The sequence below is a fragment of the Microvirga sp. 2MCAF38 genome, assembly GCF_052115485.1.
GTDB lineage: Bacteria > Pseudomonadota > Alphaproteobacteria > Rhizobiales > Beijerinckiaceae > Microvirga.
In genome coordinates, this window is sequence record NZ_JBFRGU010000008.1 from 71,314 (window position 1) to 91,021 (window position 19,708).

Consider the following 19,708-nt stretch of genomic DNA (forward strand, 5'->3'; position numbering starts at 1 on the left):
GACTTGGAATGGTGCAGGGTATCGAGACGAGTTCGGGCATGACCGATCGGGAGGTCGCCCGGGCTCAGATGCGCTGGTTGATGGCACTCGGAAAAACCGTCCGTCCTCTTGCTCTGATTGCCGTTGCTTCCCCCCTACTCTCCGGCTTTCTCCTCATCGGTCAGGCCTACCTTATTGCCCGAGTGCTGCATGATGCGATCATCGGTCAGGTAGCACGGGCGACACTTTTGCCTTTCATTGTCGCTATTGGCGGCCTGATGGCAGTCAGGGCCGCCCTTTCTTTTCTTGGCGAGCGCGCCGGTGGCCATGCCGCTGAGACGATCAAGCTCAATCTTCGCGAAAGGCTCTTCTCGCGTCTCTTGCAGGAAGAGCCGGGTTGGGTAGCCGCACGCCCTTCGGGCGCTCTCGCGGGCATGATCGTCGATCAGGTCGAAGCGCTCGAAGGATTTTTCGCGCGCTACATGCCGGCCATGATCGCGGCTTCGTTCCTACCTGTCGCCTTCGCCTTAGCCGTTCTCCCGGTGGACGTAACCGTCGGGCTCCTCTTTCTCGTCAGCGCTCCCATGATTCCGGTCTTCATGGCCTTGATCGGTTGGGGCGCTGAAGCAGCCAACAGAAAGAACGTGCAGGCCTTTGCGCGTCTGTCAGGGCTCTTTGCGGATCGTCTGCGCGGGATCGTCACGCTTAAGCTCTTCGGTCGCGCTGAAGCGGAAGCAGGAGTTATCCAAGAGGCAAGCGAAGATTTGCGCCGCCGCACCCTCGGCGTGTTGCGGATCGCGTTTCTGTCATCCGCCGTTCTCGAATTCTTCGCCGCCCTCGGCGTCGCCGGCGTCGCACTCTATGTGGGCTTGACCTATCTCGGCCTTCTCGACCTGCGCTCATCCCCTCTAACGCTGCAAGCGGGATTGTTCTGTCTGCTGATGGCCCCGGAAGTTTATCTCCCGCTTCGCCAATTGGCGGTGCACTACCACGACCGCGCCGCCGCGAAAGCGGCAGTGGCCGAGATCGCCAACCTGTTCGACGGTCTCCCGGATCTTGGCGCTGAGGCGTTGTCCGTTGTCGCCTCAACCGGGTTCCCTCACCCGGGTGCCGTCACCTTGCAGGATGTGACGATCCGGACGCCGGATCGCAGCCGCATGATCCTCAATGGAGTCGACCTTAGCGTCACGCCCGGCGAACGGATCGCCATTCTAGGGGAAAGTGGAATCGGCAAATCGACTTTGCTCGACGCGTTGGCGCGGCTTCGATCTTTTGACGGATCGATCTTACTTGATGGGCAAGATTTATCGAGCATAAGCGAGGACGATCTACGTGAAGGTGTCGCGTTCATCGGGCAGCGTCCGCATCTGTTTCACGACACGATCGCCCAGAATATTCGCCTCGGCCGCCAGAACGCGTCAGAGGAAGACATTCGTCAGGCCGCCTCGCTGGCCTGCGTCACCGAATTCTCCGACGCGCTCGCCTACGGACTGGAAACCGTCATCGGTGAAGGCGGGATCGGGCTCTCTGGCGGCGAAGCGCACCGCGTTGCACTGGCGCGCCTCTTCTTGCGCAATCCCGGAATCATCCTTCTCGATGAACCGACGGCCCATCTCGATGAGGCCACGGAAGACCGCGTTCTATCCGCCATCAATGCCTTCTCGGAAGGGCGAACACTCGTCATCGCCACGCATTCTCTCAAAGTCGCATCGACGATGGATCGTGTTGTGCGGATCGCAGGCGGCACCATTCTTCCGACCCCGCGTCTGCGCCAGAACATGAGGGATCGTCGTTCGCAGCAAGGTGTCGCATGAGTGCTTTTCTGTTCCTTCGACACTTCTTCATGCAACGCCTCAGCGCGTTTCTAGCAGCACTCGGACTTTCCATTATCACCCTCGCTGCGGGCGTCGCCTTGCTAGGAGTCTCTGGCTGGTTTCTAACCGGAGCCGCGCTCACCGGAGCCGGGATCGCCTTCAATCTTTTCGGCCCTTCCGCACTCGTGCGGGGATTTTCGATGGTGCGGATCGTCTCGCGCTATTTCGAAAAGCTGATCGGCCACGATGCCACCTTGAGCCTTCTTTCCACTTTGCGGGGCTGGCAATTTCGCGCGCTCATCCCGCGCGTGCCGCTTCCTCATCTCGGCCTGCGGCACGGCGATCTCGTGTCGCGACTGACAGCGGATATCGACGCGCTCGATACGGTTTTTCTTACCGCCATCGGCCCGATCCTGACAGGGCTCGCCGTGGGCCTCGTCGTCACGACAGTACTCACATTGCTCATACCTGCTGCCGGGCTCGCCTACGGCCTCGGCTTCGGCGTAGCCACGCTCGTTATTCCATCCCTTCTGGTGACGGCGTCGCGCTCGGCGGGCGAGGCTTCGACCGCAGCTTCAGCAGCGCTTCGCATACGCGTCTTCGACGGCATCGAAGGTCACGCTGATCTTCTGTCTCTCGGTGCAACGCCTTGGGCGGAACAACAATTCAACGCAAGCAACAAGGATCTCGCGCACGCGAAAATACGTCGTATCCTGTTCAACGCGCTCGGCACCGCGTCGACCCAGATTCTCGCCGGTTTCACACTGTTGATCGTTCTTTGGTTCGGGCTCGACGCACTTGCATTCGGCAATATAAGCGGGCCGCTCCTGGTCGGTCTCCTTCTCGCGGTTCTCGGAAGCTTCGAAGCCGCTGGTGCAGTCGCACGATATTCGGGGCATCTTGGCGTTGCGCGAGCAGCCGCCCATCGAGTCCGCGAAATCTCCACGACGGAGCCTGCGGTGCGCGACCCCGGCGCACCACGAAACCTGCCGCGTGGCACCGATGTCTCATTTGAAAACGTGCGTTTCGGCTACGATAAGAATCGCCCTGTTCTGGACGGCCTCACTCTTCGAATTTCATCCGGCGAGCGTGTCGCCCTGGTGGGCCCAAGCGGCAGCGGAAAGTCGACGATACTGAGCTTGCTGTTGCGACTCATGGATGTCGACGATGGCCTTATCAGCGTCGCAAAAGCCCACATTCGAGAAGTGCCTCAGGCAGCGCTTCACCGCCGTGTGGCGCTTCTCACCCAGAACACGCCTGTCTTTCTCGGGACGATCCGCGACAATCTTCTTCTCGGCGATCCAGGCGCTGACGAGGAGGATTGTTGGCGAGCCCTTGAAGCTGCAAGGCTCGATAGCTTCGTCCGCATCCTGCCGGAAGGACTCGATACCTGGCTCGGAGAATCGGGACGGACATTGTCTACCGGGCAAGCGCGCCGTCTTTGCCTCGCCCGCGTTCTTCTCTCGCCCGCCGGTATCGTTGCCCTCGATGAACCGACAAGCGGCCTCGACCGTGAAACCGAACTGGCGTTCCTGAACGACCTTTCATCGGCGACGGCGGGGCGCACCCTTCTCATCGCCACTCACGCGCAACTTCCTGATGGAGCGGTCGACCGGATCTACACGCTGGAAGCCGGGCGCCTCGTGGCCGCTCAATAAGCGATGTTGCCCGCCACGGCCGCAAGAAGACGCTTGTCGACGATTTCGACCAGATGCGGCTCGGGCAACCGGATCAGTCCTTGCGTCTTGAGCTTGGTGAAAGTCCGGCTGACGGTCTCGATGGTCAGCCCGAGATAATCCGCGATGTCGGTCCGCGTCATCGGCAGGTGAAGCGGATTGTCCGTAAGCCCGTGTTCGGCTGCGCGCGCGGACATGACGAGCAGGAATGACGCCACTTTCTCCGATGGCGCCAAGCGTCCCAAGATCATCTGACTTTCACGCGCTTGACGCAGGGCCTGACGGGTCATTTCATAAAGCCGGTCCTTGAGATGACCGTAACGCTCCATCAAAGCATCCATTTCATTGACAGAGAATGAGCACAGGACCGAAGGAACAACCGCTTCGGCGGTCTGCAGATAGGTATCTTCGTCGGCGAGGCCCAGATAGTCGCCCGGCATGAGGAAGCCGGTGATCTGGCGTCGCCCGTCCGGTAGCGCTAAGGACAGGCGGATCATTCCAGACGTCAGCGTGTAGGCGCGCCGGCGAGAATCTCCTTCCTCGAAAAGAGCCTGGTTGGCATCCAGCTTGGTCGAACCCATGATCCGTTCGAGTTCCGGCAATTCGTCCAGGCCGAGCGCCGCGCAAAGCGCCATGTGGCGGGTTTCGCAGCCTCCGCAGGCGTTGCAAGCCTGCCGGGGAAACATCTTTTGGGAATAGACCAAACTGTGCATCGGCCTCGTCCTGTCAGAGATCCTGTGGCAGGATCGTCTCGGTCCGGTATCGGAGGGGTATATAGGCCCTTCGGGCACAGGACAAAAGTCGCATCATGTGCACAATGCGTGCTCGGTCATAAGCTTGACGTTATTTGGGATGTAGAGCATGCGGTGAGATGACGACTCGTTTCGCCACTTTTCCAAGCTGGCCCAAGGGTTGAAGCCCTTCGGATCCATTTAGCCCCTATACCCTGCGACATTCGTTCGCGCCCGAGCCGTAATCGACTTCCTGATGACGTTTATCCGTTTCATTCGCGTTCTCGGCCCGGTCGCCCTCACCTTGGCAATCTCGGCCTGTGCACTGGATCCCGATGTGCCGAACCTCTCGGCCAAAGTGCCGGAGCAGTTCAAGAATGGCGGCTTTTCAACGGGCTCGACTTGGCCAAAAGACGGATGGTGGCGTATTCTCGGGTCGAAGGAACTCGACCGGATGATGGAGACCGCGCGCTCCGGCAATCTCGATACGGCAGCCGCCATGGCCCGGATCGAACAGGCCAATGCCCAGATCAAGGTCGCAAGCCAGGGTCTGATCCCGAGCCTCTCCGGATCGGCAAGTGCGGGCCAATCCTTTCAGGGAAGCCGCTCGGGGAGCGCCGGCCGAGGCCTGAACCATTCCCGCTCAGCCTCTCTCGGCGCAAGCTATGAACTCGATCTGTGGGGTAAGAACCTTTCGATCCGGCGCGCCGCCGAGGCCAATGCCGCGTCCAGCGAGTTCGATCTCGCGACTGTCGTCATCACCACCGATGCGAGTGTCGCGAACACCTATTTTCAAATCCTCGCCCTCAAACGCCGGGTCACCATCGCCCGCGAGAACATCGCCAGCGCGAGGACCATCTTGGACGCGGTCAGAGCTCGCTTGAAGTTCGGCACGGCGTCCGTTCTCGATGAGGCGCAACAGGAAAGCCTTCTCGACAATCTGCTCGCGGCCGTGCCGGGGCTGGAGCTGCAAGTCGAACAGGGCATCTATGCTCTCGCTATTCTCCTGGGCGAGACACCGGAAAGCCTGAAAATTGCGGGCAACAATCCGGATGCCATCAAAGTCCCAGTCATCCGACCCGGTCTTCCTTCGCAACTCATCGAGCGGAGGCCGGATGTCGCGTTCGCTGAGGCGCAGCTCGCGGCTACCCGATTCAACATCCAGGCAGCGAAAGCGAAACTCTTGCCGTCGATTCAGCTGACGGGAGAAGGCGGTTTCCAAAGTGCGGCGTTCCGTACCCTGCTCAATCCGACGAGCCAGTTCTATCAGATGGCCGCCGGCATCACGCAGCCAATCCTCGACGCCTATTCTCTGCAAGGCCAGGTGGAGGTCGATCAGGCGCGCTTCCGAGAGCTTCTCTCAAACTATCAGAAGGCCGTTCTCGTGGCTTTCCAGGAAGTCGAGAGCGCGCTCATCGCCTATCAAAAGACTTCGGAACAGGAAGTCTTGCAACGCAAAGCTGTCGAGTCTTCGCAGCGAGCCTATGATATATCACTGGAGCAGTTGCGGGCGGGCATCATCGACCGCACCACTCTCCTCAACGCGGAGCAGACCTTGTTCTCGGCGCAGAATAACCTTGTCCAGGTCCGCTTGTCGCGGCTGCAAGCGGTGGTCGATCTCTACCGCGCCCTTGGCGGCGGATGGGAGCGCAGCCCCGCCATCGATGTGGCGCGCGTCCCATGAAACGCAAAGTGTTCATTGCTACGGTCGGAATCGTTGCTCTCGCCGCCGGCGGACTTTATTGGCGCGGGTATTTTCAGTCCCCAACCACACAAGAAGCAGCCGGAGCGCCGGGCGGCAGGTCCGGTGCAGGTGGGTCGGGCCGCCGCAATATGGTCGTGCCGGTTCTGGTCGAGGCCGTAAAGACGGCTGATGTGCCGGTTTATCTCGACGGCGTCGGCACAGTGCGAGCTTACAAGACCGTCACCGTTCAGCCGCAAGTCGGCGGGCGACTGGTGAGCGTCAATTTCAAAGAAGGCCAGGACGTTTTCAAGGGCGACATTCTCGCCAGGATCGATCCTGTCACCTATCAGGCCGCCTACGATCAGGCCGTCGCCAAGAAGGCGATGAACGAGGCGATCCTCGAAAACGCGCGGCGCGATCTCGAGCGCTATACCGGCCTTGCGAAATCCGACTATGCCTCCAAACAACAGGCCGACACGCAGCGCGCAGCAGTTGCGCAAGCCGAAGCCCAAGTGCGGCAGGACCAGGCGGCTGTCGACAGCGCCAAAGCCAATCTTGATTACACGACCATCATTGCGCCCATCGATGGCCGCACAGGCATCCGGCAGGTAGACGAAGGCAACCTCGTGACGTCGAGCGATGCGGCGGGCATCGTCGTGATTACGCAGCTGAAGCCCATCTCGGTGCTGTTCACCTTGCCGGAAACGAAGGTCTCCGATGTCGCGAGCGCGGCTTCGGTGCGGTCCATTCCGGTGACGGCGAGCATCGGCTCGCAGACACTCGATCAGGGCATTCTCGACGTCATCGACAATCAGGTCGATCAGACCACCGGCACAGTGAAGATGAAGGCCACATTCGAGAATCTGGCTGGTCGCCTGTGGCCGGGCCAGTTCGTCAATGTGCGGCTTCTCCTGAAGACCCTCGCCAATGCAACCGTGGTCCCGGCCGCAGCCGTGCAGCAGGGCTCCATCGGCAGCTATGTCTACGTGCTGCAGGATGACAGCACCGTAAAACTCACCAAAGTCGCGCTGACACAGCAGGACGAGGTTCAGGCCGTGATCGCGAAAGGAGTGATGCCCGGCGAGCGCGTGATCACGAGCGGCTTTGCCAATCTTCAGGATCGCTCGCGGGTGAATGTATCCGAAGAGAAATCTCCTCAAACGAGCGAGGAGCCAACAGCTCGCAGACCACGCCGCGCCTCGTCGGCTGAGCAGACGCGCGTGCCATGAACGTCTCCGCGCCCTTCATCGCGCGCCCCATCGCGACAGCGCTTCTCGCCATAGCGATCCTTCTCGGCAGCATTCTCGGCTATCGGCTGCTGCCGATCTCCTCTCTTCCTCAGGTCGATTTTCCGACCATTCAGATTACGACGCAGCTCCCCGGCGCCAGCGCGGATACGGTCGCCGCCTTGGTGACCGCGCCGCTCGAGCGACAACTGAGTCAGATCTCCGGCCTGCAGACGCTGAGTTCCATGAGTTCCTACGGCTGGAGCCAGATCACGCTACAATTCATCCTCGACAGGAATATCGATGCAGCGTCGCAGGATGTTCAATCGGCCATCACCGCCGCCAACTCGACCCTGCCGAGCGATCTGCCCTACCCGCCGACTTACGCCAAGGTGAACCCGGCGGATCCGCCCATCGTGACGCTGGCGATTACCTCCGACACCGTTTCCCTGCCGCAACTGAGCGACATCGCCGACACGCTCATTGGCCAGCGCCTGAGTCAAATCACGGGTGTCGGGCGCGTGACGGTTCAAGGCCGGCTTCGCCCGGCTGTTCGTGTGCAGATCGATCTCCCCCGCCTTGCGTCCTACGGCATTTCGCTTTCAACCCTGCGGGCTGCCATTGCCAATGCCAATCTGTCCGGCTCGAAAGGCTCGCTCGACGGTGCTCAGCAAGCGCTCTCGATCTCCGCCAACGACCAGCTGGAGAGCGCGAAGGCCTACGAGAATGTCGTCATTGCGTCGCCGAACGGCACGCCCATTTTCCTCAAAGACGTCGCGACGGTCATCGGTGGGCTGGAGAACAACAAGGTCGGCGGATATTACAACGGCAAGCCCGCCATCATCATCGATGTGCAGCGCCAACCCGGCGCGAACATCGTGCAGACGGTCGAGCTGATTCAGAAACAATTGCCGACGCTCTCGCAATCCATGCCCGCCAGCGCAAGGCTTACCATCGTCAGCGACCGTACAGGCACGATCCGCGCCTCGGTGCAGGAAGTGCAACTGACCCTCGTGCTCAGCGTCGGCCTCGTCATTCTCGTGGTGCTTCTCTTCCTGCGTACGTTCAGCGCCACAATCGTCGCAGGCGTCACCCTTCCCCTGTCCATCATGGCGAGTTTCGGCGTGATGTATTTCGCCGGCTTCAGCATCGACAACCTTTCTCTCATGGCGCTGACGATCGCCGCTGGTTTCGTGGTCGACGATGCCATCGTGATGATCGAGAACATCACACGCTACATCGAAGAGGGCCTCTCCCCTCTGGAGGCGGCCTACAAAGGTGCAGGCGAGATCGGGTTCACCATCATCTCGCTCACCATGTCGCTCATCGCGGTTTTCATTCCGCTCCTTTTCATGACCGGCATCGTGGGCCGCCTGTTCCGCGAGTTCGCGTTGACGCTCACCATTACGGTGATCGTCTCCGCCGTCATCTCGCTGACATTGACTCCGATGATGTCGGCGCGCCTTCTGAAAGCACCGCGCCACAACGGACATTTCTTCCTTGTGCGCTGGAGTGAGAAAGGGCTCGACGCGCTGCTCCGCTTTTACCGCATCACGCTCGATAGCGTCTTGCGACATCGGAGACTGACACTCGTCACGGCCATTGTCACGCTGATTGCGACGGTGGCCCTCTACGTGGTCATTCCCAAAGGATTCATGCCGCAGCAAGACAGCGGGTTGCTAACCGTCACCACCGAGGCGGCTCAGGATGTGTCCTTCGAGCGGATGCAAGAGCTGCAGGCTCAGGTGGAGGCGGTCATCCGTCGCGATCCTGACGTTTCGGGCGTCGTCTCGCTCGTCGGCATCGGTGCTGCGAACCCGACGCTCAATGCGGGACGTCTTGCGGTTTCTCTCAAGCCGCTTTCTCAGCGTGCGAACGCCAAAGTCATTGTCGCGCGTCTGCAGGCTCAATTGAACGGCATCCCCGGCATCAACTCCAGCTTCCAGGTGGTGCAGGATATCCAGATCGGCACGAGAACCGGGCGCACGCCCTATCAATACGTTCTCGTCGGCGCGGATCCGCAGACTTTCCCGACGTGGGCTGCGCGCATCAACGATGCCTTGCTCAATCTGCCATCGATCACGAGCGTCTCCTCCGACCTGCAAAACAATGGCCAACGCGTGCAGATCAACGTCGACCGCATAGCAGCCGGCCGTCTCGGCGTCACCATGCAGGCGATCAACGAAGTACTCTACGACGCCTTTGGACAACGCCAGATTTCCACCATCTACGGCCAGGCTAATCAGTATCGCGTCGTGATGGAGGCTGACCCGAAATATCAGACCGACCCGGCCGCCTTGGCACAACTCTATGTCGCAGGCACCAGCGGAACACAAATTCCTCTTCTCGCCGTCGCCGAGGTCAAACGCGTCGCAGCAGCTCTCGTCGTCAATCACGTCCAGCAATTCCCGGCGGTCACGTTCAATTTCGAGCTGTCACCAGGAGCCTCCCTCGATGAGGCGATCCGCGACGTCAAAGCGGCGGAAGCAAGTGTCAATCTGCCGTCGAATTTCGTCGGCAGCTTTGCCGGCGATGCGCAGGAATTCGCGCAATCTCTCGCGAGCCAACCCTGGCTCATCTTCGCCGCTGTCGTCGTGATCTATATCGTTCTCGGCGTGCTCTACGAGAGCCTCGTTCATCCCTTCACGATCCTCACCACCCTACCCTCCGCCGGCGTCGGCGCGCTGCTCGCGCTCATGATGTTCGGCATGGAATTGTCGCTGATCGGGATCATCGGCATTATTCTGCTGATGGGCATCGTGAAGAAGAACGCGATCCTCATGATCGATTTCGCGATAGAGGCCGAACGCACGCAAGGCCTCTCGCCGGAAGCGGCGATCCGCGAGGCCTGCCTCCTGCGGTTCCGCCCGATCATGATGACGACGGTCGCTGCCCTTCTCGGCGCTCTCCCCCTCGCCGTCGGCCACGGAGCCGGTGCGGAGCTGCGTGTGCCGCTCGGCATCACCATCGTCGGCGGGCTTATCTTAAGCCAGATCCTCACGCTCTACACGACGCCGGTGATCTATCTCGCGATGGACGGCCTTCGCCGCCGCATCGTCAACCACATCGGCGAATTTCCCGGCCTTGAACCCGATGTGGAGACGGAACCGCCGGAGCAGCGGCCATGAACTTTTCGGAGCCCTTCATTCGCAGACCAATAGGCACCTTGCTGCTGGCTGTCGGGCTTCTTTTGGCCGGTGCAGTCGCTTACGGGTTCCTTCCTGTTGCTAGTCTACCGAGTGTCGATTTTCCAACCGTCCGCGTTTCCGCCAGTTTGCCGGGAGCCAACCCCGAGACTATGGCGGCAACCGTCGCCGCGCCGCTCGAGCGTCATCTCGGGACCATCGCGGGCGTGACGGAACTCACTTCCACAAGCTCTCTCGGCTCGACCAATATCGCCGTTCAGTTCGATCTGAGCCGCAACGTGGACGACGCCGCACGCGATGTGCAGGCGGCGATTACGGCGGCGCGCGCCGATCTGCCGAGCAGCCTTTCCCGTGAACCGACGGTACGAAAGCTCAATCCCGCTTCGATCCCAGTCATGATGTTGATCATGACATCGAAGACGCGGAGCGCGAGCGAGCTTTACGACATCGCCGATCTGGTCGTCGGGACCCGCATCGCGCAGGTCCCAGGCGTAGCCGATGTCAATGTCGGCGGTTCGGAGCAACCGGCTTTCCGCGTGGCGGTCGATCCAGGTGCACTCCAGGCGCGAGGGCTTGGTCTCGAGAATGTTCGCACCGCAATCACGAGTGCATCCGCACTTGCTCCGATGGGCCGCTTCGATGGGCCGGATAACAGCGTCCTGATCGGCACGAACAGCCAGATCCAGACCATCGAGGATTTCAACACCATCGTTCTGAAATCGAGCGAAGGGCGCATCGTTCGCCTCACCGACGTGGCAAACGTCCAAGCCGCGACCCGCAACCGCCTGAGCGCGGGTGGATACAACAAGCAACCGGCCGTCACGCTGACGATCCAGAAGACGTCCGAAGCGAATGTCGTCGAGACCGTTGCCAACATCCGCAAGCTTCTGCCCGAGATTCAGAACCTTATCCCGGCCGACGTGACCCTCTTCGTCATGAACGACCGGACGAAGATGATCAACGCGAGCATCGACGAACTTCAGTTCACGCTCGGCGCCAGCGTCGCCCTCGTGATGTTCGTCGTCTTCGTTTTCCTGCGGCGCGGCGCAGCCATCGTCGCGGCTGGCGTGACGGTTCCACTATCACTTGCCGGAACACTCGCTCTCATGTGGGCTTCGGGCTTCAGCCTCAACAACATGTCTCTGCTCGCGCTCACGATTTCAGTAGGCTTTGTCGTCGACGACGCCATCGTCATGATCGAGAACTGCTATCGCAACATGGAAGCAGGCCTTCGCCCCTACCAGGCCGCTCTGGCCGGATCGCGCCAGATCGGCTTCACGGTCATCTCGATCAGCATTTCCCTGATCGCTGCTTTTATCCCGATCCTGTTCATGGGCGGCGTTACCGGCCGGATCCTGCGCGAATTCGCCCTCACGCTGACCTACGCGGTTGCCGTATCCGCTGTCGTGTCCTTGACTGTGACACCGATGATCTGCGGCCGGTTCATCCGCCGCCTGCCGAAGCCTCGTGAGACTGTCAGCGACCGGATCATCGAGCCTGTTCTCGATGCCGTGACTCGTCTTTATGCGGCAAGCCTGAACAGGGCCTTCCACCATCGCTGGCTCATGTTGCTCGTGACGCTCGGCGCCATTGGGCTCACCGGCTATCTCTATGTGACGTTGCCGAAATCGCTGATGCCGCAGAGTGATACCGGCCTTATCGTCGGCTTCGCACGTGCATCGCCCGATACCTCGTTCCAAGCTATGAACCGCATCAGCGAGCGCGTGACCGATATTCTGATGTCGGATCCAGGCGTTGAGGGTGTCAGCTATTCCGTCGGCGGCTCGGGTTACGGCGCGAACAATCAGGTTCGCTTCTTTCTCAATCTTAAACCTCCGGCGGAGCGCGGCGTCAGCACTTTCGAGATCATCACGCGCCTGCGGCCGAAACTCGCGGCTGTGGTCGAGGCGCAGGTCACTTTGTTTCCTCCGCAGGAAATTTCGATCGGCGCGCGCAGCTCACGCTCGCAATATCAGGTCACCCTTTGGAGCACCGATCTCGCGGATCTCACACGCTGGGTGCCTCAAGCGGTGCAGCGTGTCCGCTCGATCCCCGGCATTCTGGACGTCAATACGGATCGCGAACAGGGCGGCCCCGAGGTCTTCGTTCGTATCGACAGGGTGCAGGCGGCACGGCTCGGCGTCGCCGTGCGCGACATCAACAATGTCTTGAACAACGCTTTCTCCCAGCGCCAGATCGTGACGCTCTATGGGGAACGCAATCAATACAAAGTTATCCTCGAGGTGGACCCGCGCCTGCAGCGTGACGCGACGGGGTTGAACCAGCTTTACGTGACCGCGAGTGGCGGTAAGCAAATCCCACTTTCTACCGTGGCGAGTCTGGAGACCTCCTCCGCGCCGCTCGTCGTCAACCATCAAGGGCAGTTTCCGTCCGTGACCATCAGCTACAATCTGGCTGACGATATGGCGCTCGGCGAAGCTTCCGATCAAATCGCTCTGGCGATCGCTGGGCTTCACATGCCGGAGAGCGTCCACGTGCAATTCGCGGGCGATGCGGCAACTCTCGCGCAAAACCAGACAAGTCAGGTTTTCCTCATTTTTGCGGCCATCGTCGCGGTTTATCTGGTTCTCGGCATTCTGTACGAGAACCTGATCCACCCGCTTACGATTCTCTCCACGGTGCCTTCCGCGGGGCTCGGCGCGTTGCTTGCTCTCAAACTCACCGGCACGAGCTTGTCGCTTCTTGCTCTGATCGGCATCATGCTTCTCATCGGCATCGTGAAGAAGAACGGCATCATGCTCATCGACTTCGCTTTGGAGGTTGAGCGCAAGAGAGGCGTCTCGCCCGAAATTGCGATCCGCGAAGCGTGCATCGAACGGTTCCGGCCCATCACCATGACGACCCTCGCCGCGCTGCTGGGCGCATTGCCGCTGATTCTCTCCTCCGGTGCCGGATCGGAGATCCGCGCGCCGCTCGGCATCACCATTATCGGCGGCCTCATCATGTCGCAATTTTTGACGGTCTATACGACGCCGATCATCTACCTGATGCTCGATAGGCTGCGCTTCACGCGGCCCCGGCCTGTTTCTGAGGCTCTGGCAAACACTTAAAACTCACGCGGAGCCGCGAACACGCTCGCGATGGGCCGTGTACAGACCGCTCCCTACGATTACGCTCGCGCCCACCAGGGTCCATATATCCGGCAGATTGCCGAAGAAGATGAAGCCGAGCACGGACGACGAGATCAGTTGCATGTAGGAAAAGGGCGCCAGAACCGACGCTTTAGCGTTCTGGAACGCCAGGACAACGAGCAATTGCCCGATTGTCGAGGTACAGCCCGTCACCAAGGCTAGCCTGATCTCGTGCCAGCCGAGCGGAGTCCAAAAAAACGGAACCACAAAAGAGAGAACGATCAGCCCCGTCAGGGCTGCATAGGTCAACGGCACGATGGGACCGTCCGCCGCGCTCATCTTACGGGTGACGGTCAAGGCCACAGCCCAGCTCAACGCCGAAATGATGGGGAAAAGAGCCGAAAGGTCGAAGGCACCCGAGCCAGGTCGAATAACGATGAGAACACCGATCAGACCGACAACCACCGCCGCCCAGCGCCGGATGCCCACGGTCTCATTGAGGAAAACAATCGAAAGTCCGGTGATGAAGATTGGCGAGATGAAGGAAATGGCCGTCGCCTCGGCCATGGGCAGATAGTGCAGGCCCATTACGAAGAACGTCGCCGAACCGAGAACTCCGAGACCGCGCAGGATCTGTAACGAAGGGCGCTGCGAGCGCAACGGGTTTCCCTTGCGCATGACAGCTGCCGCCGAGAACATGAGGATCGTGAAGATCACAAAGCGAAGCCAGGCCGCCTGAACGGCCGGAATCGTAGCTGTCAGCCCTTTGGACGCAGCATCCGAAAAGGAAAAGAATATGAGCGCGACGAGCATGAGCGCGATGCCGCGAAGGGGATTGTCTTTGAGGCTGGAGGAGCTGACGGGGGGCATTGGGCCGCGATTCGTTTCAACACAAGCGCTGTAGCAGCTTTGGCATGCTGCGAGACCTGCAAAGGTTGCAGATCCATGCTGCATTGTTGCACGCTGGGCAACCCCGCGACGGGGGTTGTCCACCTCGGTAGAATAATCGAGAGCCTCTCAGGTCAAATCCCGATAGCGTGCCGATCCTCGACAGTGAAGGATATTAGTGTCCAGCGAGGAGCCTCTCATGACCGCCAAACCCTTCGGCCTCGGCATCACCCTATTGACCATCTTGTGCACTTTGGCTGTCTCCCCGGGAGCAGATGCGCAGACAAAGCCGCGAAAGCCGCAGGTTCAGGCTCAGCGAGCGCCCGTCGCGCTGCCGGAAGAGCGAAGCTTCCTCGATCCGGGCCCTATCTCCGCGCCAGGACGGCGGGCGCCCAATTATGTTGCCGACAGCGCAGGCGGTGTGCATCCGATCTACGATCGCTTTGGCAACAACCTTCTGCCCCAAAGCATCGGTTGGTAGACCATCGGGGCTGATACGCACTGCACGAAGAGCATAAACGCAGCTCCATTTCCGATGATCTCCTCGCTCGAGGGCTTGGAGATTTGATCCTAATCAATGCAGAAGGAGCGAACTTTCCTATTGTCGGTCTCAAGAGAAGTAGTGCTTGGGGTTATCGATGCGCGTTGCCGACATCATGGCGCGAGAAGTTCTGAGCGTTCTACCGGAAACGCCGCTCGCGAATACCGCAGAGCTGATGCTTCAAAAACGCATTAGCGGTCTCGTGGTCATCGACGCAAACGGCAAGCTCGTCGGCATGGTCACGGAAGGTGATCTTCTTCGTCGCGCGGAACTAGGCACCGAACGCAAAAGGCCGCGATGGCTCGAGTTTCTGTTTAGTCCCGGCAGGCTGGCCGATGAATATGTGCAAACGCATGGCCGCAAAGTGGCTGATGTGATGACACCTGACGTGATCAGCGTCACCGAAGACACGACACTGGATGAAGTCGTGTCTTTGATGATCGAGAATCGCATCAAGCGTTTGCCGGTTCGGCGCGGCGAGAGCACCATCGGCATTGTCAGTCGAGCGGACGTCATGCGTGCCCTTGCAACCAGTCTGCGAGAGCGTGAAGCGGAGGTCAGCGCTGAGGATGCCGGGTTGCGCGATGCGATCTTCGACAAGCTCAAGGAAGAAAGCTGGGCTCCGGTCGCGCTTCTCAATATCACGGTCGACGAAGGCGTCGTCGATCTGTGGGGCACGCTTCTGGACGAGCGGGAGCGCAACGCAGTGCGTGTCGCCGTCGAAAATGTTCCGGGCGTGATCAGAGTGCGAGATCATCTCGTTTTCGTCGAGCCTTATAGCGGTTCAATCGTCTATCGGCCTGATATGCAGGGGGAAGAGCCGAAGCCGAATTTAAACAAGTAAGTTGTTGTCCGCAATCCAGTAGAGTGGATTGAAAAGTGGAGAATATATCGATGATCAAGGACATTCTCGTGCATTTGGACGGTTCGCCCGAAGACGAGATGCGCATCGGGCACGCAGAGTCGATTGCGTCGACCCACGAAGCACACATTACCGGATTATTCACCAATTCGTTGCCGGATTACGCGGCCTTCGCATCCATGGACGGCGGTGCCGGAGCCGCCGCGTTGCTGGCGCAGTTACAAGACGAAAGCAAACGAGAAGCCGATGAGGTTCAGCAACGTCTCACCGAGCGTTTCGCGAGGCTCGGGGTCTCCAACGAGATCAGGCGGATCGAGGACGTTCCAGGCCTGATCTCGAACCTTGTCGCCTCAGAGGCCCGGTGGGGCGACCTTATGGTCGTCGGCCAACCCTATCGCGAAAACAGCAAAACCGATTGGGACGATCTGTTCGAGACGGTTCTGTTCGAGGGTGGGCGTAGCGTTCTCGTCATTCCGCCGAACAGGCAGCCGACTGATGCAATCCGGCGTATCCTGATCTGCTGGCGCGACAGCAGGGAAGCCACGCGTGCGGTCGCAGAAGCACTGCCGTTTCTGGAAAAAGCGACGCGCACCGAGATCCTCGTCGTCGATCCAACACCTGACGGGAGTGGCACCAAGAGCGCACCTGCAACCGATATCGCCCGCCATCTCGACCGTCACGGAACTGAAGTCGAGATCAATCTCGTCGAGAGCGAGGATCGCGGCATCAGTGAGGTCGTTCTCGAGCAAGCGCGCCGCCTGTCGGCCGATCTGGTCGTCATGGGCGGCTACGGCCATTCGCGCGCACGTGAGTGGATCATGGGCGGTGCAACCCGCGACATGTTGGCGAATTCGGAATTCCCGATTCTGATGGCGCACTGAGCACACGTCTCGTAAGCCCACTACTCGCAAATGGCGGCCTGCTCTCGGGTGTAACTTGTCTCGGGATCAGGCGCTTGGGCAAACGCTCCCGTAGACTTTCCCGCGGCCTCGAGGCAGTGATGAAGCAAGACGCGTTTTCCCGAGAAGGTCCGACATGACTTCCAACACCCTTTCCTACGATGTCGCCGTCATCGGCCTCGGCGCCATGGGCTCTGCGGCGCTCTACCAGCTTGCGAAGCGCGGGGCGAAAGTCGTCGGCATCGATCGGTTTGCCCCTCCCCACGATCGCGGCTCGACTCACGGGGAAACCCGCATCACGCGTCAGGCCATCGGAGAGGGATCGTTCTATGTGCCGCTTGCACTGCGCGCGCACGAAATCTGGAAGGAACTTGAGGCCGACACAGGCGAGAGCCTTCTTGTCGAGGCCGGGTGTCTGATCATTGCTCCGAAGAACGCTAGCACGGACCGGCGCGCGCGTACGAGCTTTCTCATGCGGACCCGCGAAGCGGCGGAACAATATGGAATTCGGCACGAGATCATCGATGCAGCGGAAATCCGTCACCGCTATCCACAATTCGCCGCCACCGATGCGGAGATCGGTTATTTCGAGCCGGGTGGCGGCTATGTCCGCCCGGAAGCCTGCGTGAATGCGCAGTTGACGCGGGCCGCGCAACTCGGCGCAGCAATTCACCTCGGGACCATCGTCGAAAGCGTCGGGCAGAAGGGCGACGGTGTCACGGTAACCACAAGCGAGGGCACTTTTCTTGCCGGTCAGGTGATTGTCTCGGTCGGTGCTTGGGCCCCTGCATTGCTCGGACGACCGTTCGACAAGCTTCTCGAACCGAGGCGCCAGATGATGCACTGGTTTGGTGTTGAAGAAAATAAAAAGAGGGACTGGGAGCGAGGACCTGTTTTCATCTGGCCACACGGTTCTGGAAATGAAAATGACGATTTCTTCTACGGCTTCCCGTCGCTCGCCGGAATGGGCGCGATCAAGACCGCCGATGAACACGGCGAGACAGTCGACCCGAATGATATACGACGGGAAGTCAGCGAGCAGGAATCGAAAACCATGTATGAGCGCCATGTGGCGGGTAGGCTCAATGGTGTTCGCCCAGGCAGGCTCAAAGCTGTGACATGCCTTTACACGGTCACGCCCGATTCAGCGTTTCTGATCGACCGTCACCCCGCATTCGAACGCATCCTCATCGTCTCGCCCTGCTCCGGCCACGGCTTCAAGCATTCGCCAGCCATCGGTGAAGCCGCAGCCGAAATCGTCACAGAGGGCCAAAGCAAGATCGATCTCTCGGCCTTCGCATTTTCACGCTTTGGCGAAAAGGCGAACGGTCCATGAAGGAACGCGGCTATTCAGGCCGTTCGCGCCAGCTTCGGATCGTTAACGACGCTTTTTCAGTTTCTCGCGCGCTGCGCGGCTCGCTTCCGCGATAGAGCGAAATACAGCTCCATCGAGAGCTCTGAAGAGATGTTCGGCCGTAAAGAACCGAAATCCCCCTTCTTCTGCAACGACGATGCCTGCGGTGGTCTCGCCGACTTCGATGACGTAGGCGATGCTCATGGCACAATTCTCCTGTCGCCGGCAGCTTAATACCGGCGTTGACGTGACGGATTGAAGACGAAGTGAAAAAATTGCGTCTAGAACCGACACCAGTCGCGTACGCCGCGAACGCGCAGACGGGAGATGCGAAGCAGCGCGAAGTTCAGCAAAGGTAAAATCATGGGCGGTAATCCTCACTTGAGGACCACGAGGCGCGCGATACGCTCCGTGGCGCTTTAGCGTTTGATGACGCGGCGCAAGCTGCACACTTCAAATCACCGCGGACTTCGGCACTGGAAAACCACTCCGAAGACCATGAAAGAATGGCCCAAGGAGCGACTTTTCGTCAACCCGAATGTTCTTTTTTTAGAACCGTCCGATGTAGAAGCTTCTCCTCTCCGGCCCGAAAACGAGAGAATATTTCGTTGTTTATTTGAATTAATCCCTAAAATCGAACCAGAATCGCGCGAATTCCAACTTTTTTTCTCACGCCGTCGAGTAATTGTTCTTAATATCGAACAAAAATGATTGACCCCAGATGGGTCCTGTGTTCTATTGTTCTCATCACGTGGTCCTTACGGCGTGATGACATCTCATCGATGTTTTCCTCCCTGAACTTCGGGCCGCGTCTCGTACGCGGCCCTTTTTCTTGCGCACAGCGTTAACAAAACAGGCGGTGTCACAGGCTCAGAATCTGCGATCCCAACATCACGAAGCAGACGCAAAAAAGCCGCTGCGCAAGAAAGCGCCGCGGCTTGAAGGCCTGCGTACCAATCAGTGCGAAGAGTTTATCAGAGGCCGCTATCGAAGGAATAGGAAACAGTGAGGCCGAGACCAATCTGGTTTTCTGATCCGAAGCGCTTGACGATCGGGCTGTCGGCTGCATCGCCGACCAAGCGCTTGTACGTGACGAAGGCAGTCGTCGACCAACGATCCGACCAATTGTACGTCACTCCGGCTGTCGCGCCGACCGACTCGATGCCGCCTGACGGCTTGTAGGGAGTGACGAGGCCGTTGAGAGACGCCTCGAAAGGCGTCACCCCGAAATAGGTTTGCATGAACTCGCTGTCGGCGAGCGACAGGCGCGGCCCGAGCGACACGGTGAAGGCGCCATATTGCTGCACCCAATCGATGCCGAAATCGGCGACGAAACCCTCGTGTCCATTGAAACCCCGGCGGATTTCTGCGCGCGCGCGAAGGAACGCGACAGGCCAATATTCGACGAAAACACCAGGCTCGACCGCCCAGTTGATCTTATCGAGGCCAAACAGCTTTCGGTCGTCTTTCAAATAACGCCCACCCTGGAAGCGACCGACTACGCCTACACGCAGCCCGGAATCCTCAAGGACGGAGAAACTCAGGCCGTCGTCGGGCGCGCTGAAGCGCTGTACAGTTCCCACACGGCTGAAACTGATGGAAGGGTAGGCGATAAACCCGAAATCGTCGGCCCCAGGATAGCGGGGGCCGGCTCCCAGGTTCCCCTTCACGGTCGCGATCCAGCCGGTGGAGGCTACATTCAAGGACGTAAAGACAGGGTCAGCAGCCGAAGCGGGCGCAACCACAGCAAATCCTGCTGCAACGACGAGGCCGGACAGGACGGTGCTGGACATCGGATGCTTCATTGCTTGCTCCC

General features: G+C 59.8%; 14 protein-coding genes. 10 read left to right on the forward strand and 4 right to left on the reverse strand.

What is annotated here, in order from left to right; translation table 11 throughout:
* Positions 1 to 8 precede the first annotated feature (8 nt).
* The gene (gene cydD, locus AB4072_RS16220; protein ID WP_441969618.1) at positions 9 to 1,793 is read left to right on the forward strand and encodes a thiol reductant ABC exporter subunit CydD; all 1,785 of its coding nucleotides are present in this window, start codon (positions 9 to 11) and stop codon (positions 1,791 to 1,793) included.
* A gap of 29 nt (positions 1,794 to 1,822) precedes the next feature.
* Positions 1,823 to 3,451, forward strand: a complete 1,629-nt coding sequence (cydC, locus tag AB4072_RS16225; protein WP_441969620.1) for a thiol reductant ABC exporter subunit CydC — start codon at positions 1,823 to 1,825, stop codon at positions 3,449 to 3,451.
* On the opposite strand, the gene AB4072_RS16230 is transcribed toward cydC, so the two are convergent.
* Positions 3,445 to 4,182, reverse strand: a complete 738-nt coding sequence (locus tag AB4072_RS16230) for a Crp/Fnr family transcriptional regulator (protein ID WP_441969621.1) — start codon at positions 4,180 to 4,182, stop codon at positions 3,445 to 3,447. The genes cydC and AB4072_RS16230 overlap by 7 nt on opposite strands.
* Positions 4,183 to 4,456: 274 nt before the next feature.
* Between AB4072_RS16230 and AB4072_RS16235 the strand changes: the two genes are divergently transcribed.
* Genes AB4072_RS16235 through AB4072_RS16250 form a run of 4 tightly spaced genes read left to right on the forward strand, consistent with a single transcriptional unit; the run spans position 4,457 to position 13,327 of the window.
* Positions 4,457 to 5,884, forward strand: a complete 1,428-nt coding sequence (locus tag AB4072_RS16235) for an efflux transporter outer membrane subunit (RefSeq protein ID WP_441969622.1) — start codon at positions 4,457 to 4,459, stop codon at positions 5,882 to 5,884.
* A complete protein-coding gene (locus tag AB4072_RS16240; RefSeq protein ID WP_441969623.1) occupies positions 5,881 to 7,113 on the forward strand; it encodes an efflux RND transporter periplasmic adaptor subunit in 1,233 nt (410 codons plus the stop codon). The genes AB4072_RS16235 and AB4072_RS16240 overlap by 4 nt, the downstream gene beginning before the upstream one ends.
* The gene (locus AB4072_RS16245; protein ID WP_441969625.1) at positions 7,110 to 10,238 is read left to right on the forward strand and encodes an efflux RND transporter permease subunit; all 3,129 of its coding nucleotides are present in this window, start codon (positions 7,110 to 7,112) and stop codon (positions 10,236 to 10,238) included. Before AB4072_RS16240 ends, AB4072_RS16245 begins: the two co-directional genes overlap by 4 nt.
* The gene (locus AB4072_RS16250; RefSeq protein ID WP_441969626.1) at positions 10,235 to 13,327 is read left to right on the forward strand and encodes an efflux RND transporter permease subunit; all 3,093 of its coding nucleotides are present in this window, start codon (positions 10,235 to 10,237) and stop codon (positions 13,325 to 13,327) included. Before AB4072_RS16245 ends, AB4072_RS16250 begins: the two co-directional genes overlap by 4 nt.
* A 3-nt stretch (positions 13,328 to 13,330) precedes the next feature.
* On the opposite strand, the gene AB4072_RS16255 is transcribed toward AB4072_RS16250, so the two are convergent.
* Positions 13,331 to 14,218, reverse strand: coding sequence for a DMT family transporter (locus tag AB4072_RS16255; protein ID WP_441969628.1), 888 nt, complete (start codon positions 14,216 to 14,218; stop codon positions 13,331 to 13,333).
* Positions 14,219 to 14,435: 217 nt separating this feature from the next.
* Here AB4072_RS16255 and AB4072_RS16260 point away from each other — a divergent pair, with 217 nt between their 5' ends.
* From AB4072_RS16260 to solA, 4 genes are all read left to right on the forward strand, one after another.
* Entirely contained in the window at positions 14,436 to 14,717 is a 282-nt protein-coding gene (locus tag AB4072_RS16260) for a hypothetical protein (protein ID WP_441969630.1), read from the forward strand.
* 157 nt (positions 14,718 to 14,874) lie between these two features.
* Entirely contained in the window at positions 14,875 to 15,621 is a 747-nt protein-coding gene (locus AB4072_RS16265; RefSeq protein ID WP_441969632.1) for a CBS domain-containing protein, read from the forward strand.
* Between the two features lie 50 nt (positions 15,622 to 15,671).
* Complete coding sequence (locus AB4072_RS16270) at positions 15,672 to 16,520, forward strand: universal stress protein (RefSeq protein WP_441969634.1); 849 nt, start codon at positions 15,672 to 15,674, stop codon at positions 16,518 to 16,520.
* Between the two features lie 154 nt (positions 16,521 to 16,674).
* Complete coding sequence (solA, locus tag AB4072_RS16275) at positions 16,675 to 17,874, forward strand: N-methyl-L-tryptophan oxidase (RefSeq protein ID WP_441969635.1); 1,200 nt, start codon at positions 16,675 to 16,677, stop codon at positions 17,872 to 17,874.
* A gap of 42 nt (positions 17,875 to 17,916) precedes the next feature.
* Here the strand turns inward: solA and AB4072_RS16280 are convergent, their stop codons facing one another.
* On the reverse strand, positions 17,917 to 18,096 hold the full coding sequence (locus tag AB4072_RS16280) for a hypothetical protein (protein WP_441969636.1): 180 nt from the start codon (positions 18,094 to 18,096) through the stop codon (positions 17,917 to 17,919).
* A gap of 770 nt (positions 18,097 to 18,866) precedes the next feature.
* A complete protein-coding gene (locus AB4072_RS16285) occupies positions 18,867 to 19,685 on the reverse strand; it encodes a MipA/OmpV family protein (RefSeq protein ID WP_441969638.1) in 819 nt (272 codons plus the stop codon).
* Positions 19,686 to 19,708 lie beyond the last annotated feature (23 nt).